General features: G+C 57.6%; 12 protein-coding genes. 7 read left to right on the top strand and 5 right to left on the bottom strand.

The genetic code is table 11. The annotated features are described in order from the left end of the window. The first annotated feature begins 1 nt into the window (after position 1). From WC597_RS02055 to WC597_RS02045, 3 genes are read left to right on the top strand one after another with little or no spacing between them, the layout of a single operon-like run. The gene (locus WC597_RS02055) at positions 2-1,165 is read left to right on the top strand and encodes a chain-length determining protein (RefSeq protein WP_372691531.1); all 1,164 of its coding nucleotides are present in this window, start codon (positions 2-4) and stop codon (positions 1,163-1,165) included. Next, positions 1,162-1,842, top strand: a complete 681-nt coding sequence (locus WC597_RS02050) for an ABC transporter ATP-binding protein (protein WP_313454191.1) — start codon at positions 1,162-1,164, stop codon at positions 1,840-1,842. Before WC597_RS02055 ends, WC597_RS02050 begins: the two co-directional genes overlap by 4 nt. After that, positions 1,842-2,687 carry a hypothetical protein gene (locus tag WC597_RS02045; protein ID WP_372691529.1) on the top strand — a complete coding sequence of 282 codons (846 nt, stop codon included), beginning with the start codon at positions 1,842-1,844 and terminating at the stop codon, positions 2,685-2,687. The genes WC597_RS02050 and WC597_RS02045 overlap by 1 nt, the downstream gene beginning before the upstream one ends. Positions 2,688-2,955: 268 nt before the next feature. Here the strand turns inward: WC597_RS02045 and WC597_RS02040 are convergent, their stop codons facing one another. After that, on the bottom strand, positions 2,956-7,251 hold the full coding sequence (locus WC597_RS02040) for a glycosyltransferase (protein ID WP_372691527.1): 4,296 nt from the start codon (positions 7,249-7,251) through the stop codon (positions 2,956-2,958). Between the two features lie 199 nt (positions 7,252-7,450). Here WC597_RS02040 and WC597_RS02035 point away from each other — a divergent pair, with 199 nt between their 5' ends. Genes WC597_RS02035 through WC597_RS02020 form a run of 4 tightly spaced genes read left to right on the top strand, consistent with a single transcriptional unit; the run spans position 7,451 to position 11,397 of the window. After that, positions 7,451-8,449, top strand: a complete 999-nt coding sequence (locus tag WC597_RS02035; protein WP_372691526.1) for an SDR family NAD(P)-dependent oxidoreductase — start codon at positions 7,451-7,453, stop codon at positions 8,447-8,449. Beyond that, on the top strand, positions 8,449-9,780 hold the full coding sequence (locus tag WC597_RS02030) for an HAD-IIIA family hydrolase (RefSeq protein ID WP_372691525.1): 1,332 nt from the start codon (positions 8,449-8,451) through the stop codon (positions 9,778-9,780). Before WC597_RS02035 ends, WC597_RS02030 begins: the two co-directional genes overlap by 1 nt. Next, complete coding sequence (locus tag WC597_RS02025) at positions 9,777-10,760, top strand: hypothetical protein (RefSeq protein WP_372691524.1); 984 nt, start codon at positions 9,777-9,779, stop codon at positions 10,758-10,760. Before WC597_RS02030 ends, WC597_RS02025 begins: the two co-directional genes overlap by 4 nt. A 10-nt stretch (positions 10,761-10,770) precedes the next feature. Then, complete coding sequence (locus WC597_RS02020; RefSeq protein ID WP_035305843.1) at positions 10,771-11,397, top strand: SIS domain-containing protein; 627 nt, start codon at positions 10,771-10,773, stop codon at positions 11,395-11,397. Between the two features lie 98 nt (positions 11,398-11,495). Here WC597_RS02020 and rfbA read toward each other — a convergent pair whose 3' ends face one another. From rfbA to rfbC, 4 genes are read right to left on the bottom strand one after another with little or no spacing between them, the layout of a single operon-like run. Next, a complete protein-coding gene (rfbA, locus tag WC597_RS02015) occupies positions 11,496-12,365 on the bottom strand; it encodes a glucose-1-phosphate thymidylyltransferase RfbA (RefSeq protein ID WP_372691523.1) in 870 nt (289 codons plus the stop codon). Then, the gene (rfbD, locus tag WC597_RS02010) at positions 12,362-13,264 is read right to left on the bottom strand and encodes a dTDP-4-dehydrorhamnose reductase (protein ID WP_372691521.1); all 903 of its coding nucleotides are present in this window, start codon (positions 13,262-13,264) and stop codon (positions 12,362-12,364) included. The genes rfbA and rfbD overlap by 4 nt, the downstream gene beginning before the upstream one ends. Next, positions 13,257-14,312 carry a dTDP-glucose 4,6-dehydratase gene (rfbB, locus tag WC597_RS02005; protein WP_372691520.1) on the bottom strand — a complete coding sequence of 352 codons (1,056 nt, stop codon included), beginning with the start codon at positions 14,310-14,312 and terminating at the stop codon, positions 13,257-13,259. Before rfbB ends, rfbD begins: the two co-directional genes overlap by 8 nt. Before the next feature lie 26 nt (positions 14,313-14,338). Continuing rightward, positions 14,339-14,932 (bottom strand): dTDP-4-dehydrorhamnose 3,5-epimerase, encoded by a 594-nt coding sequence (gene rfbC, locus WC597_RS02000; protein ID WP_372691518.1) that lies wholly within the window; start codon positions 14,930-14,932, stop codon positions 14,339-14,341. Positions 14,933-15,004: the final 72 nt, after the last annotated feature.

Raw genomic sequence — 15,004 nt, 5'->3', positions numbered from 1 at the left:
CATGTCAGACTCGCATATCAAGCTCATCGCGCCGCTTAACAAGGCGGCGACGCCAAGAGGCACTGCGGCGACATTCCTTCGTCGGATCCCAATATCCTTCCTGATCGTCGTCGTAGCGCCTGTGCTTGCCGCCAGCTTCTACTTCCTGCTGATCGCGACACCACGTTACGTTGCGGAGGCTAAGTTTGTCGTGCGTTCCGCCACGGAACGACAACCGTCGTCCTTGGGCGTCGCTCTGCAGGGCGTCGGCATCCCTGGCGGTCAAACAGATGCATTCGCCGTGCACGCCTACATAAATTCCCGCGACGGCCTTCGTCAGGTGATGGGCGCTGTTCCAGTAGAAGAAATCTACGGGCCCGGCCGGGCGGATCCGCTGTCGCGTGTTCCTGCTGTTTTCGCTCGCCCTTCGTTCGAATCGCTTTTCAAAGGAACGCGGCGCTATATTTCTGTCGCATATGATTCGACCACAGGCATCAGTACTCTTCGGGTTCAGGCGTTTCGTCCCCGAGACGCGCAGATCGTATCTGAGGCCTTGCTGGCCGGCGGAGAGTCTCTTGTTAACCGCCTGAACCTCCGCGCTGAAGGAGATGCGGTGGCCGAAGGCGAACGCACCGTCGTTGAGGCGCAGGCTCGCGTCGCAAGAGCGCAAGCTGAGCTAGCAGATTTTCGCAATGCCGAGCGTTTTATCGATCCTGAATCGACCGCTACGGCAGGCGGTGAACTTGTCAGTCAGCTCCTCCTAACGATCGCAAATCTGAAAGCCGAGCGTAGTCAGATCGCCGCCGAGGCGCCGCTCAGCCCTCAACTCTCGATCATAGACGGTCGGATACGGGCCTATGAAGATCAGGTCCAACAAGCCCGTGGCGCTATAGCCGGTGGCGCAGATTCGCTCGTTCCCAAGATAAGCCAATATGAGCAGTTGGCTACCGAGCGAGAATTTTCTCAACGGGCGTTGCTGGCTGCAACACAAGCACTCGAAGCGGCTCGCCTCGATAGCCGCCGCCAGAAACTTTATCTCGAACGCATCGTAAATCCCTCCCGGCCGGATGAACCGCTAGAGCCAAAACGATGGCTGTCTATCTTGGCCGTGCTGGCCATAGCTTTGACGGTGTATGGTACTGGCTGGCTGATCGCAGCAGGACTTCGAGAGAGCCGTCAATCGTGACGGCTTCCGGCGTCTCCGAACCTGGCTTGATCGTTCGAAATCTTAGCAAGTCATTCAAAGGCACTCACGGCCACGAGGTTTTCAGCGACCTGTCGTTCGAACTTGGCAAGGGAGGACGCTTGGCTGTGCTTGGGCGAAATGGTCAGGGAAAGTCGACGCTGATTAAGATTCTCGGCGGGGTTCTGCCTCAAACGGAAGGCTCCATTCAATGGAACATGAAGCCGTCGTGGCCGATCGGCTTCGGGGGCGGCTTTCAGGGCAGTCTGACGGGCATCGACAACATACGCTTCATCACCCGCATCTACGGAATGCACTTCAACGACGTATTTGACCGCGTCGAGAATTTCGCTGAACTCGGTCGCGCCATGCAGCAGCCGATCAAGCACTATTCTAGCGGCATGCGCGCTCGCCTAGCGTTTGGTCTATCTTTGGCGATCGAGTTCGAATGCTATTTGATCGACGAACTGGTGTCCGTCGGCGACGCGCGTTTTCAACGCAAATGCCAGGAAGAGTTGTTCGAACGTCGCGCCGGCAGAGCGTTCATGATGGCCTCCCACGATATGAATATCATTGCTGCGCACTGCACCCGCGCCATTATTGTTGAAGGCGGCCGCGCCAAACTCTTCGACGACATCGAAGAAGGCATAGATGTCTACACTTGGCTTCGAGCGGCTTGATGGCACGCCGCATCAATATACTTCAGGTGCCGGGTCCCAATGATGAAGCCTGGCGCCACAGTATCGCGCAACACTGCTATGCCCATGGCTGGCGCTATTACGAGCATTGGGGCAGCGCGAAACTGGATGTCGATCCAGACTTTGATTGTGTCGTAATCGTATGGAGTCGCCCCGACGAGATGAGCGAGGACGCTGAGTGGCTTGTTCAGACCTGCGGTCCCGAAGATGCGATCAGGGCCTTGATCGATCGTTTTGGCGCCGCCGCCGACGAAGCCCCGATCCATGCTTCAAATCGCTATCTCTTCGCAACCGACTTGGCGTTGTCTGGCGCGACTGTAAGCACGCTTTACGACGCCAATATTCAGATTTCCGATCTCGGGTGGATCAGCAATCCGGAGCCTTCCTTTGTTCAGCCGGCTGACGCCGGCGGCTTGCTCAGCCTCTACAAATCCATTCCGCCACCGCCCCATCCAATAAATTGGACCTCCAGCTGCTTGGATTACAGCGAGTCGAATGCCGTTAAAGACATCAACAATGGCGTCCTCGTAACTCTTGCGGGGCGCCGCAGGATACTGACGCAAGGGCCTCACATATCCTTGCCCCGAGGACTCTGGCGCATCGACTTTCAGATCCTACTGGATACGCATGGACCAACCGTTCTTCGATTTGAATGGGGGGACGCCGAAATTGAGCAAACTCTCCAAGATTCCGGAACATATGAAATTTCTCTCACAGGACGTTTAGACGAGCATGTCCTGGCGAACATGAAGACAATGCTGATAGTTCCCAAGTTGGACGGGGAATTAACATTCGGAGACTTGGTCTTGACCCCCGTTGATGGGTAGAAACCACGCCAGAAGCTCTAATTTGACGTCTGCTGAAGCCCGGGTGGCTCTCCCGCTTGTCGATGTCTCCCCGCCAACATTCTGTCGTGTGACGATGCGCGGCATGCGGAGAGCCCAAAAGCGCCGCGCAGCGGTTTAGCCCATGCTCAGATCGCTTCGCCGAACTTTCGACGAGCCCGATCTGCGGTCATGACTCAATCAATGCCGCGAAGGTGACGACCAGCGACCCGGATTGGAGCTGGTCGTCCCGCGCCGATGAGGCGCGCCCTCAAGTGTCGGCCCGCACGGACACGTCACTTAACATTGCGGCTTCCGATATGATCTCGGCGTATCCTTGGACCATCTCTGCGTAACCCGGGCGGCTGCGCAGGACGTAAGGGCTGGCCAAGCCAAATGCGGTTCGTACGGACTTGTTTGTCAGAAGAGTCTTCAAATGGCGAGCCAAGGTCGCGACGTCTGCAGGCTTGTAAAAGAGCGCATTGACGTTATCATCAACCATTTCGGGAATCCCGAAAACGTCCGTAGTGACGATCGGTAGTCCGTGCGCCATGGCCTCCACCAGCACGCGAGGCGCGCTTTCGACTCGTGATGTGCAAACGTAGATGTCCGCAGCGGCGAAATAAACTGTCATGTCGTCGACCGCGCCCTCCACCGTTAACCGCTCGGCCGCAGCGGGCGAAAGTTGGGCGACGGCGCGTTCTAGCTCCGCAACATACTCGGGCTCTCCCGGAGCCCCGGCGATGAAAACTCGAACCGTGTCCGTTAAACTGTTCGGCAACTGCGCCACCGCCTGAACAAGGTCCACCTGGCCCTTACGCGCGCAAACTGTTCCTGCGACGACGACAACCAGTTCGCCTGCGCGCACGCCGAGCTTCTTCCTTGCAGCCGCCGCGCTCCATCGACCGATTTCTTGTTCCATCCGGTCTTCGCGAATTCCGTGGCGAATCACTTGGGCATTGTGTCTGATCCGGACAGGATCCCAGCCACGCCTTGTGGATTCAGCCACGTAGGTTACCCGATAGGCTTGACCGAATGCAGCATAGGCGAAGGCTCTCTGCCCTTCCGAAAGTGCATTATAGTAGGTGTCCCAAGGTTCGCTCTCATGTTGGCACCAGATGCTTGCGATACCGGCGAGAGATGCCGCGTTGATAGACTGGTACATGGTCAGCGTATTAGCAACTACAACTGACACGTTCGCCGCGATCAGCGCATCGGCGATGCTTCGAATGGCAGATTTATAGTCTTCAACTTCAGCTTTTGGAGAAGGCAGATCTAACTTGACGACCTCGACGCCAGCCTCGGCATAGGCCGCCTTGAGCGCGCCTTCTCCAGGAGAAAGAACGATAGGATCGACGAGGCGTGAGCGCTTCAGGCCAACGACCAGATCGAGGAGGGTGTTTGGCGCGCCCTCGCGATTCAAACTATGACAAACAAAGGCGACTCGAATGGGCTGCTGTCCAAGACGCCCACTTCGCCGGGAACACAAAGAAAAATCCTCATGCTCCAAAGTCAGATTTGGATTGTACCAGCGTTCGCGCCAATCACCATAGATCGTCCGTAAAGCAACCACCTCTCTGGGGTTATCGCGCTTTGGACGCGTCTTGCCTTCAAAGTGGAAAAGTTCCGCATCAGAACAGTAAATGTTCGTGTATCCACGATCAACCAAACGGAACCCGTAGTCTACGTCGTTGTACGCGACCGCGAAATTTTCTTCATCGTAACCGCCGATGGATAGGAAAAGTTCCTTGGGCGTAAGGACACAAGCTGCGGTTACGGCAGAGTATTCACGAGGGGTGCGCGCAAATCCCATGTATCCCCAGTCATGAGCAGCTGCGTTACGGAAAGCGTGACCAACGAGGCCATCATTATAGCCTTTGACGATGCCGGCGTGCTGGATCGTATGGTCTCCAAAATACAATTTTGCGCCGACAGAACCGACCCCGTTCATCCGGGCATAGCCAACCATCTGGCTTAGCCATTCTGGATTGATGACCTTTGTGTCGTTGTTTAGAAGAAGGACATACTCTCCTTTAGCAGCGGGAACAGCCTCGTTAAGAAGACGGGCAAAACTGAAGCCGGTAGAAAATTGAGGAATCCGAAGAACTTTGTGCCCGGCGTATGTATTCAGTTGTTTTAAATAAGATCGAGCATCTGGATCGTTGCTTCCGTTGTCCACGATGAGGACATCGAAATTTTGGTAGGTTGTCATCGAGAGAGATTCGACGCAGTCACGCAGCAGTCCGACCTGATTGTATGTTGGGATCACGATTGTGACAGAAGGACCATCGTCGGGGAACCTGATACCGAACATGCCGACCTTGGCGCGTTTCGCCCAATCGGGCCAATAGGCTTCGGCTGCGATTCCTCGTCGATCCAAAGCCTCCTGAACGGCCTTTTGACCACGTTCGAAACTTTCGGGCTTGGCATCTCCTGAAGTGGCGGTAGACCCCTCCGCTGCTCTCCAGTGATAAAGGATGCGCGGAATATGGCCGACGGCTCGCGCCTTTTCGGTTATCCGCAAGAAGAAGTCGTAGTCTTGCGCGCCGTCGAAATCCGACCGAAAGCCTTCAACTTGATCCAGCATGCTGCGACGGAACACGGATAGATGGCTGAGATACATGTAGGAAAGCAGAAGAACAGGCGACCAGTCAGGCTTGAATTGTGGTGCAAAACGGCGGCCGTTATCGTCGATTTTGTCATCATCGGAATAGACGACATCAGTATCAGGATTCTCGCTCAGATAAATGGCTACTTCGGCCAATGCATCTGGTGTCAAGAGGTCGTCATGATCGAGCAGAACGATGAAATCTCCGTCTGCCAAAGCTAGGCCAGCATTGGAAGCGGAACTGATGCCTCCGTTCTTAGGCTGCTTATGAATGCGGATGCGCTCGTCCCGTGCGGCCAATTCTTGCAACAACGGCCACGTCCTCTCATCTGGACTAGCGTCGTCGATCAAGCAGAGTTCCCAATTATTGTAAATTTGTCCGACAACAGATGATACCATATCACGAAGGTGTTGTGGCGGCGTCTTGTAAACAGGGGTTACGATAGAGAACTTTATGTCTTGCTTGGATACAGCAAGACGGCGTGCCAAATCGAGGCGAGCGACATCCGTAAGGCGATTATTGCTTTGCCAGATCTCGAAAATATCTTTCTTGACGAAGTATGGCGCAACGCTGTCATCGACTGTCGACAAAACGCCGGAAAACTGTTGCAGATTTTGCGCGCGTTTCGCTGAGACTCCCAAGCTTCGCAGCCGTTTTCTGATGACACGAAGGGGGCGGGCCGCCCTCCAGAGCGCCAAACGGCGTGATTCCCGGCGGTCCTCGCCGACTTTAGTGATCAGCTGTTCAGGCTTGATCACGTCAAAAGGGTTCGCCAAGCCTATTAGTGCGTCAGATAGTAATGGACGATCGATCAGGTCTCCGCCGCGTTCGATCACTGCATGTGCAATAAAACCAGGCGTACGACCTTCGGCCGCGCCGTGCGCGACAAAGTGGATGTACGGATCGATCCCGGCGGCGGCTACATCCTGATAGATCTGCAGATAAAATGCAGGATCGAATAAGGGGTGCGGTTGATGTGACTGGCTACGACCACGTTCGGCATAATCTACGAGCCCCGCCAGTCCCTGGGACGCCGTTCTATTTCGGTTGCGATACCAAGCGTCGCCGAACCATTTGTTTGGTTTTCTGTTTTCTATGTGCCCGTGGAGCACATAATGAATGAACGCATTCACACCGGCTTCGGCTACGTCGCTGTTCCAGCCCAGATAGTAGGCATTGTCGAACAGCGGCGTCGGACTATAACCGAACAAGCTGGGGTTTACGATATACTCCACCAAATCGAAACGACTGTCCCGTTGGGGGAATGTGGCGTCGATCCAGTTCAGATCAATCAGCGGGTGAGTTGACAAGCCCTCGTGGCGACCGTGAGAAACATAATGGCCAAGAGCAGTTTCTCCGGGATTCAGCGTAATTCCGTTGGTCGATATATAGTGAACCGGGTCGAATAGCGGATGAGCTGCGGCGCTGGCCGCCGCACCATCGACAGCAAATAGTTGCGCCACGGTTCTATCCGCAGCGACAGCGCCAATCAAACGTGCGTGGTTCGTGTTTAATAAGGGATGCGGGTCCGCGCCGAAGCCTTCCGATTCAAGAAAATGCTGCCACGCATCCGTTTCCGGATCGACGCCCGCATGCAGACGATAATATCCCTCCATGAAAAGCCCATCGACTTGAAGTCGTTCAAGCTCAGCGTGAGTCGGCAAACGCTCTGTCCCGGCTTTACGGGCACGACTTGATTTCACCGTCTTGCCCTTGGCGGAGACCGGCGCAATCGAACCCTCCAGCTGCTGGCGCACCTCGTCCGCGATCTGACTGGTGCGGCGAACGCACTCAACCGCCAGAACCTGAGACGGAAGAGCTTCGCGGCCAGCCAAAACAGGCTCCATCAGCTGGAACGCCGCCGTATTTTGCGGACGCGCTGTCTCCGCTAGTTTTGAAAGCGAGAGCAGGGCGTGGGGCATGGCCGACCGCCGCACGCCGTCGAGATCGTGAGTCATTAAAAATCCCACCAGGAAAGGCTTCTCAGAGCGCGAGCACTATCGATGCAAGCTAGACACAACAGGTCCGCATAGCCCGCTAGCATAAGCTTGGGTAGGTTAAAAAGCGTTGCCTTGCGGCGCTTCATGCATTGGAATCAACATACAATCCCGCTATTGCGCTATCGCCCCTGCATCGCCACGCGCTCACTACGAGCAGGTGCATCTGATCGGGCGCGAAGCTTGGATCTGGATTGCCTCAATGACACATCATTTAATTACCGGCGGCGCCGGGTTTATTGGGGCCAATCTGGCGACGTCCCTGCTCAAGGACGGTCACAGGGTTCTAGCCATCGATGACCTCTCGCGAGGCCGTATCGAAACGATCCACCACCTGACCAACAATCCCAACTTCGATTTTCGACAGGCGGATTGCGCCGATAGAGACGCGCTCGATGCGGCGATCGGCGAAGCCGAAGGCATCACCGACGTCTGGCACATGGCTGCAAACTCCGACATTCCCGCAGGTATCGCCGACCCGCGTATCGACCTTCATCAAACATTCATGACCACATTCGCGATTCTTGAGGTCATGAAGGCGCGTGAGATTCCCAACCTTCATTTCGCATCCAGTTCCGCGATCTACGGCGACTTCGGCGAAACCATGATTCACGAGGACATTGGCCCGCTTCTCCCTATCTCAAACTATGGCGCGATGAAACTGGCGTCTGAAGCTCAGATCCGGGCGGCGGTGGAAGCTTTCTTACCGCGAGCAGATATCTTCCGCTTTCCCAACGTCATCGGCGTTCCGGCCACGCACGGCGTAATTCTCGATTTTGTGCACAAGCTTAGAAACGCGCCTGAGGAACTTCAGGTTCTCGGCAACGGGACGCAGCAGAAAGCCTATCTGCATGTCGACGATCTCGTCCGAGCTATGCGGCATATCGCGGAAATCCCAGGGCGTTATCAGCTATTTAACATAGGACCGACCGATGACGGCGTGACCGTCCGCATGATCGCCGAAACGGTCAGAGATGTCGCTTCGCCTAGTGCATCCATCATCTTCGGGGAAGAAAGCCGCGGGTGGGTCGGCGACGTCCCTCGTTTTCGTTACTCCGTAGACCGGCTCATCAACACAGGGTGGGAGCCTTCGCTATCATCGCAAGAGGCCGTTCAGCGTGCGGTCGCTGAGATCGTGGCGCAGGAAATGGGACGCTGATGCAGGCGATTATTCTAGCTGGCGGCAAGGGGACGCGCCTTGCGGAAAGGCTGCATGGCCGACCGAAGCCGTTGATCGACGTCCTGGGCGTGCCGCTACTGGAACGCCAACTTGATGCTTTGGCCGGACAAGGGATAGACAACGTCGTTGTTCTGGTGAACCACGCGGCAGATCAGATCGAAGTTTTTTTCGCGGCTCGCCCGCCCGTTCCGCGGGCCAAGCTGATCGACGACGGCGCTCCCCGGGGCACTGCTGGTGCAGCGTTGGCGTGTCTTGAAGCGCTGGAAGACCGCTTTTTGGTGGTCTATGGGGACACCCTTTTCGACATCGATATCGCAGCGATGATGGCGGAACATGAAGCAAGCAATGCTGATATCAGCCTTCTTCTGCATCCAAATGACCATCCCGCCGATTCCGACTTGGTTGAGATTGACGGAGACGGTTGGGTCACGGCTTTTCACAGCTACCCGCATCCGCCGGAAGCGGACTTACGCAATCTTGTCAACGCGGCGTTCTATATCTGCGAAAGATCAGCGCTACAGCCGTGGCGGGAATCCCCAACGCCTCTGGACTTCGCAAAGGATTTATTTCCGCGCATGCTCGCTCAGGGTGCCCGGATTCGGGGCTATTCGAGTTTTGAATATATAAAAGATTTGGGCACGCCTAAACGATTGGACAAGGTAGAGCGTCACCTTGCCTCCGGCGTTGTCGAACGCGCGCGACTTACTGCAATGCAGCGTGTCGTATTCCTAGATCGTGACGGCGTGATCAATGTCCAGCGAGACTACGTTCGGACGCCGGATGACTTCGAGCTGATACCCGGAGCCGTAGAAGCGATCCGAATGCTAAATGATGCCGAATTCCGCGTCGTTGTGGTCACCAACCAGCCTGTCATCGCTCGCGGCGAAGCGGATTTTGACGCGGTACAGCGGATTCACGCGCGAATGGAAAGTCTTTTGGGCGCAGGCGGCGCCTATATCGACGCTCTTTATCTCTGCCCTCACCATCCTGACGCGGGTTTCAGCGGAGAGGTGGCCGCCCTAAAGGGGCCGTGTGAGTGCCGGAAGCCGGCTACGGGGTTGTTCGAACAAGCGGCGACCGCGATGAAAATCGATTTCGCTGCATCCTGGATGGTAGGCGACAGCACAAGCGACATTGAAGCCGGTCGCCGTATGAATTTGCAGACGGTTCTGGTCGAGACCGGCACAGGCGGTCTCGATAACAAGTGGGCAGTGCAGCCATCGCATCGCGCTGCGAACTTGCTTGCCGCCGCTCGCCTGATCTGCGCATCGGCGATGAAACTCGATATAACGCAAGGCTCCAGCACATGATTATCAGTCGTACACCGCTGCGAATGAGTTTCGTAGGTGGAGGTAGCGATATTTCGTCCTTCTACAGAAGATATGGCGGAGCTGTTCTCAGCACCGCGATCGACAAGTATGTTTATGTCTCTATCAATCGAAAGTTTGATGGGGGGATCCGCCTCGCTTATTCCAAGACCGAGGAAGTTAATTCGCTTGATCAAGTAGAACATCGCTTGGTGAAGGCCACATTCGAGATGTTGGATCTTAAGGGTGGCGTCGAAATCACCACGACTGCGGACATTCCGTCACGAGGGACGGGGCTGGGTTCTTCCAGTTCCTTTACCGTCGGATTGATTCAGGCCGCCTCAGCTTACCAAGGGCGCTACATGTCGGCGCAGGAAATGTCCGAGCGCAGTTGCGAGGTCGAAATCGAACGCTGCGGAGAACCTATAGGAAAGCAGGATCAGTATGCTGCCGCTTATGGCGGTTTTAATCTGATCGAGTTCAACACGGACGATACCGTCAAGGTGTCCCCTGTCATTATGCCTGCCGAAACAAAGCAGCGCATGCAGGACGGAGTGATCACCTTTTATACAGGCGTGACCAGAAGCGCCTCTCATATACTCAAGGAACAAACCGCCGTCTCGGGCTCCAGTACCGCCAAGCAGGACGCCTTGCGGCGGATGGTGGAGCTCGCGTATGTCGCTCGCGACGAGATGGCCAACGGAAACGTCACATCTTTTGGTGAGATTCTGCACGAAAACTGGATGCTAAAACGCTCGCTTACTGCCGACATCAGCAATACTGCGATAGACGGCTGGTATGATGCAGCCATCAACGCTGGAGCCCTGGGCGGAAAACTTCTAGGCGCGGGCGCAGGAGGCTTCATGATGTTTTATGCGGATCCCGAACGACATCAGGCCATTGCTCGCGCCGTAGGCCTGCGCCAAGTCGACTTCAAGTTCGAACCGATGGGTTCTCGTATTTTGTTCTACAATCCGAACTGAGAGGTTTCCGATGACATATTTTCCTGATCGAGTGCACGATACCGGCGGCGCCTACGCTACGCGTTACTTTGAGTTGCTCGCAGACGCTTATAAGACCGTCGATGCTGGGGCTGTTACCGCTGCCGGGCAACTGCTCGTCGATGGAGCCAAAGCAGGGCGAACGATCTTCTCGTGCGGTAATGGAGGATCGGCGGCGATTTCGAACCACCTGGTTTGCGACTGTCTGAAAGGCGTTCGGTCCAATACATCCCTGCGGCCCAAAGTTCACAGCTTGTCGGCCACGGTGGAGTTGGTCACCGCGATCGTCAACGACATCGGCGTTGAGCAAATGTTTTCGTTCCAACTCGAGTCGCTGGCTTCTAGTGGTGATGTCTTGGTCGCCATAAGCTCTTCAGGAGCATCTCCGAACATAATATCGGCGCTTAAAACCGCACGTGAAATGGGCATGAAAACAATCGCCATGACCGGATTTTCTGGAGGGGCGGCGTCTGAGCTTGCCGACGTCTCGCTCTATGTGAAGGCCGAGAACTACGGGATTGTCGAAGATACGCATCAGTCATTGATGCACATTCTGGCGCAATACATGCGTCAGTCGAACATGGACCAGCCTGAGCTTCTCGGTTCGTTGAAGTTCTGATTAGATTGACGGGGTCGTCGATACCGAAGACCCCGTCAATCTAGGGCAGACTACTGATTTTAGCTCGCTTGGTGCTGCCCTCTCTGCGACCAGCGAAGTCAACGGCGGCTTATGATTTCTCTCAGGTAAGCACCGTAGGTGCTTTTTCCAAGTTTGGCCGCCAGCACTTCCAGCTTGGAGGCGTCAATGAAGCCTTTCTCGAAAGCGACCTCTTCCGGGCAGGCGATCTTGAAGCCCTGGCGCTTTTCCAAGACGCGGACAAACTCAGCAGCATCCAGCAGGCTGTCGGGAGTGCCGGTATCCAGCCAAGCGTAGCCGCGCCCCATAATCTCGACGGATAGTTTGCCCTGCTCCAGATAGATGCGGTTAACGTCGGTGATCTCAAGTTCGCCGCGCGCCGACGGCTTCAGATCGCGGGCAATCTCGACCACATCGCTGTCGTAGAAATATAGACCAGTGACGGCCCAGTGCGACTTCGGCGCTTCGGGCTTCTCCTCAATAGACAGCGCGCGGAAACGGTCGTCAAACTCGACCACGCCGTAACGCTCAGGATCGTTTACGTGGTACGCGAATACCGTCGCTCCGTCTGGCCGACCCATGGCGCTGGTGAACAGATCGGTGATGCCGTGGCCGTAATAGATGTTGTCGCCCAGGATCAGGGCCGACGGATTGTCGCCGACGAAGTCCGCGCCGATCACATAGGCCTGGGCCAAGCCGTCGGGGCTGGGCTGGACCGCGTACTGGATCTCCATGCCCCACTGCGAGCCGTCGCCCAGCAAGGCCTGGAAACTGGGCACGTCGCGCGGGGTGGAGATGATCAGCACCTCGCGGATGCCGGCCAGCATCAGGGTCGACAGCGGATAATAGATCATCGGCTTGTCATAGACCGGCATCAGCTGCTTGGAGGTGACCAGGGTCATCGGATGCAGGCGGGTGCCCGATCCTCCGGCCAGGATGATGCCCTTCATGGGTGGGTCCTTTCAGCGTGCAGTTCGGTGACGATTTCGGCGACAGCGGCCTGCCAGGGGCGGGGCGCGACGCCGTAGTCACGGGTCAATTTTTCGGTGGACAGGCGCGAGTTCGACGGGCGCCTGGCCGGGGTCGGGTATTCGGACGCGGGGATGGCCTCGACCGTGGCCGACGGACCGCCGGCGGCGGCGCTGAGGGCGAAGATCTCGCTCGCCAGCCCGGCCCAGGTGGTCTCGCCGGCGTTGACGAACTGATAGACGCCCGCCGGGGCGTCTGCGTCGGCGATCATCTTCAGGGCGATGGTCTTGAGCGCGGCGGCGATGTCGCGCGCCGAGGTGGGGCAGCCGTGCTGGTCGCCCACCACCCGCAACCCCGCCCGGTCGGCGGCGAGCCGCAGCATGGTCTTGAGGAAGTTGGCGCGGTGGACGCTCAACACCCAGGCGGTGCGCAGAACCACCGAGCGCGGATTACCGGCGCGCACCGCCAGTTCGCCCGCCAGTTTTGATGCGCCATAGACGCCCAGCGGTCCGACCGGATCGGTCTCGACATAGAGACCGGCCTTGGACCCGTCGAACACATAGTCGGTCGAGACCTGGATCAGCGGGATCCCGGCCTCGCGTGTCGCGTCGGCCAAGACCGCCGGGCCCATGGCGTTGGCGGCGAAGGCGGCGGCGACCTCCGTCTCGGCCTTGTCCACAGCGGTGTGGGCGCCGGAGTTGATCACGGCGGCGAAGGGGGTGGCGGCGAAGGCGGCCCGGACCGAGGCGGCGTCGCCCAGGTCCAGTTCCGCCCGCGTCGGGGCGTGCAACACGACGCCTTCAGGCCAAGCGGCGGCCTGGAGCTCCAGTCCCACCTGACCGGCCCCGCCCGTGATCAGGATGTGGATCGGATCAGCCATTGGCGACACCCAGACGCTGGGTCGAATAGCGGGCGTCCAGAATGTCCTGCCACCAGGACTGGTTCTCCAGATACCAGGCCACCGTCTGTTCGATGCCCTGTTCGAAGGTCACCGAGGGGGTCCAGTCCAGATCGGAGCGGATCTTGGAGGCGTCGATGGCGTAGCGCTGGTCATGGCCCGGACGGTCGGTCACATAGGTGATCTGGTCGGCGTATTGACCGTCGGCCTTGGGCCGCAGCCGGTCCAGGATCGAACAGATGGCCGTGACCACCTCGATGTTCTTCCGCTCGGCATTGCCCCCGACATTATAGGTCTCGCCGGGCGTGCCGGTCTCGAACACGGCCTGGAGCGCGCGGGCGTGGTCATCGACGAACAGCCAGTCGCGCACGTTCGACCCGTCGCCGTAGACCGGCAGGGGCTCGCCGTTCAGCGCCCGGATGATGATCAGCGGGATCAGCTTCTCAGGGAAATGATAGGGGCCGTAGTTGTTGGAGCAGTTGGTCACCAGCACCGGCAGGCCGTAGGTGTGACCCCAGGCTCGAACCAGATGGTCCGACCCCGCCTTGGACGCCGAATAGGGCGAGCGGGGGTCATAGGGGGTGGTCTCGGTGAAGAAACCGTCCTCGCCCAGCGAACCGAACACCTCGTCGGTCGAGATATGGTGGAAGCGGAAAGCCGATTTGGCGTCCTCGTCCAGCGCGCGCCAATAGCCTAGCGCCTGGTTCAGCATGACGAAGGTGCCGACCATATTGGTCTGGATGAACTCACCCGGCCCGTCGATCGAGCGATCGACATGGCTCTCGGCCGCCAGGTGGGCGACCACATCCGGCTTGAACTCGTGCAATGCTTTTGAAACGGCGTCGGCGTCGCAGATGTCGGCTTGGACGAAGGCGTATCGGTTGCTGGACTCCACAGGCTCCAACGAACTCAACACCCCTGCATAGGTCAGCTTGTCGAACACCAGGACCTCGTGATCCGTGTGTTCGATAAGCCGCCGAACCAAAGCCGAACCGATAAAACCGGCGCCGCCGGTGACCAGGATACGCATTAGGGGTCTCTCCGTCGGGATTCAGATCAGGACGCGGGCAGCGGCTCGAGCGGCCGGCCGTCATATTCGAAGGGGCTGTCAAACTCTGCCAGGGTCGGCAAAACCTTATCCTTGTCGGACAGGACTGCACCCGAAGCCGGCAGTGGCCATTCGATGCTGATCGTCGGGTCGTTCCAAACGATGCCGCCGTCGCAATCCGGCGCGTAAATTCCAGACACCTTGTAGGCGATTTCCACGTTTGGCTCCAGGGTGATGAAGCCATGCGCAAAGCCGACTGGCACGAACAATTGCTCACCGCCATCTGCCGTGAGTTTGGCCGCGACGTATTGCCCATAGGTAGGAGAGCCGCGCCGCACATCGACTGCGTAATCCATGATGGATCCCTTCACACAACGCACCAGTTTGGCTTGAGCGTGCGGCGGGCGTTGGAAGTGCAGCCCCCGGATCGTGCCCTCGGTCGCAGAGAACGACTGGTTGTCCTGCACAAAGCGAACGTCGATCCCAGCGGCCAGGGCGGCAGCCTCAGAGTAGGTCTCCATGAACCAGCCGCGTGGGTCGCCAAATCGGCGAGGGCGTAGCAAGATGGGTTGCGAAGAAACGGCCATGAAATCGAGACTCAAGCGGACCTACTGCCCATTGATAGCGGATGATCTAGACCAGATTTCCTGCGATAGGGAGTGCATTGGTGCAAG

This window comes from Brevundimonas sp., from assembly GCF_041648115.1.
In the GTDB taxonomy this organism is placed as follows: Bacteria; Pseudomonadota; Alphaproteobacteria; order Caulobacterales; family Caulobacteraceae; genus Brevundimonas.
Note: the sequence above shows the minus strand (reverse complement) of the source record. Positions and strands in the feature narration are given on the sequence as shown.

Coding starts and splice junctions, on each gene's coding strand:
- WC597_RS02025 (WP_372691524.1), top strand. CDS start 9,777: ATGATTATCAGTCGTACACCGCTGCGAATGAGTTTCGTAGGTGGAGGT.
- rfbD (WP_372691521.1), bottom strand. CDS start 13,264: ATGGCTGATCCGATCCACATCCTGATCACGGGCGGGGCCGGTCAGGTG.
- WC597_RS02030 (WP_372691525.1), top strand. CDS start 8,449: ATGCAGGCGATTATTCTAGCTGGCGGCAAGGGGACGCGCCTTGCGGAA.
- WC597_RS02045 (WP_372691529.1), top strand. CDS start 1,842: ATGGCACGCCGCATCAATATACTTCAGGTGCCGGGTCCCAATGATGAA.
- WC597_RS02055 (WP_372691531.1), top strand. CDS start 2: ATGTCAGACTCGCATATCAAGCTCATCGCGCCGCTTAACAAGGCGGCG.
- rfbB (WP_372691520.1), bottom strand. CDS start 14,312: ATGCGTATCCTGGTCACCGGCGGCGCCGGTTTTATCGGTTCGGCTTTG.
- WC597_RS02040 (WP_372691527.1), bottom strand. CDS start 7,251: ATGACTCACGATCTCGACGGCGTGCGGCGGTCGGCCATGCCCCACGCC.
- rfbA (WP_372691523.1), bottom strand. CDS start 12,365: ATGAAGGGCATCATCCTGGCCGGAGGATCGGGCACCCGCCTGCATCCG.
- WC597_RS02020 (WP_035305843.1), top strand. CDS start 10,771: ATGACATATTTTCCTGATCGAGTGCACGATACCGGCGGCGCCTACGCT.